Consider the following 1,755-nt stretch of genomic DNA (forward strand, 5'->3'; position numbering starts at 1 on the left):
AGATTCAAGCTCGTGTGAAGGGGTTGAGTGTCGAAAAGTTAGAACAGTTAATGGATGTGGCCATTGATGTAGAATCTGTTGAGCAATTAGTAGACCATTTGCCAGCACCCGAAGCCGCTAATTAAAATAACTCCTGATAGAGAAGTACAAATTCTCTTGCCCAATACCTCACACCCCACACCCTATACCCTAGATTCTGTGTAACCATTGAGTATAGGGATGCTGAACTAAATTGGAATTGAAGTATCTCGGATCATCAGATACTTCAATTCCAATCCATTCTGGTAGTTCAATGTCCTGATTTTCATCAGTTAGTTCAACTTCTGCCAAAATTAATCCTTGATTATCCCCAGCAAACTCATCTACTTCCCAAATCAAGCCAGCGTGTTCAATTTTATAACGAGTTTTCTCAATTAGGGGGCCCTGACACAAAGTATCGAGCATTTCTTGAGCATCGGAGCCTGGGATAGGGTACTCATACTCTTTTCTAGAAAAACCCACCTTGGGACTTTTGATAGTAAGATATCCTTGATCTCCCACCAGGCGAACCCGGACAGTAGTGCGGTTGGTTGTACGAATGTAACCTTGGCGATAAACACTACCAGTGCCTAGTTTCCGCCACTCTTCGCCTTTAACTAAGAATTTGCGTTCAATTTCAGTTGCCATGGGTACAAAGTATAGTGTAAATAGCTATTATTAGTGATTGGTTAATTTAAAATTGACCATTATTCATTGACTATTGTTGATTGTGAATTTTAAAATCAGAGTAAATCCGAAGCATTCTGCTTATTGCTATAGTAATCAAAAACTTTATAATCTTGCCTATTTAGTTAGCGATCGCTTCATATTAAACTACCAGACTTAATCCGGATTCTTTTATTGTCCCAAGAAATCTAAAAATAGAGAGCCAATTTCGTAGAGTTCCTCTATGAGTAAATCTACGGTGCGGCTAATGTAAGTAAAATTATCAGGATAAACATCGATGTCCCAACAATCAACAAGCCAAAATAGTGGAGCAGCAGCATTAATTGATGAAATGAAAAAATTTGCCAAATTAGCTGAAGAGTTAGAAAAGCAAACTAAAGACTCTAGCGAACAAGGCTATTCAGGCAAAGGCCATAACATCTGGTGAACGAGTTTAGTTAGGATAAAAGAACTATACTCACACTCTTATTGATTGCCTAAACGGATGTAGGGTAAACGAGGGTAGGGTGAACGAGTAAGTTAAAGATTTTCAGGTTTAGGAATCGGGATGACTACGAGCAAGATTTTCACCCGATTCCCACACTCGGTCACCCCACACTCTCTTATCCTACAGCCGTCACGCCTTCAATCTCCTGATCGGCGAGATCATATAACTCCCGTAACTTCTGTAAGGTTTCGTGATCCGGTTCCCAGAATCCTCGTCCATTTGCCTCTAACATCCGGCCTACAATATTGCGAAATGCCTCAGGATTTGCCTGTTGCAACCTCTTGGCCATTTCTTCATCCAAGGCATAAGTATCTGCTGCTTGGTCATACACCCAGTTATCTTGAAAATCAGCAGTACCCCCCCAACCAATCAATGCTGTCATCCGTTGGGAAATCTCATAAGCTCCCCCAGACCCCTGATTGGCCATCGCCTCAGCCCACTTGGGATTGAGTAACTTTGTCCGATACTCCAATCGCAACAAATCCTCTAGCTTCCGGGGTGTAGTATTCTTTGACGAACTTTCCACAAAACTGGCATTAACGGTCTTACCCCCTTGCTTTTCG

Annotated in this window: 3 protein-coding genes; 1 reads left to right on the forward strand and 2 read right to left on the reverse strand. The window is 41.5% G+C overall.

Going from position 1 to position 1,755, the window contains the following annotated elements; all coding sequences use genetic code 11:
* Positions 1-189: 189 nt before the first annotated feature.
* Complete coding sequence (locus F6K49_RS45885; protein ID WP_293051327.1) at positions 190-666, reverse strand: CYTH domain-containing protein; 477 nt, start codon at positions 664-666, stop codon at positions 190-192.
* Positions 667-982: 316 nt separating this feature from the next.
* Between F6K49_RS45885 and F6K49_RS45890 the strand changes: the two genes are divergently transcribed.
* Positions 983-1,132 carry a hypothetical protein gene (locus F6K49_RS45890; protein WP_293108998.1) on the forward strand — a complete coding sequence of 50 codons (150 nt, stop codon included), beginning with the start codon at positions 983-985 and terminating at the stop codon, positions 1,130-1,132.
* A 175-nt stretch (positions 1,133-1,307) separates the two neighbouring features.
* On the opposite strand, the gene F6K49_RS45895 is transcribed toward F6K49_RS45890, so the two are convergent.
* On the reverse strand, positions 1,308-1,755 hold a 448-nt coding region (locus F6K49_RS45895), incomplete at its 5' end, for a cobaltochelatase subunit CobN (protein WP_293109001.1).

It is taken from the genome of Moorena sp. SIO3I6, assembly GCF_010672095.1.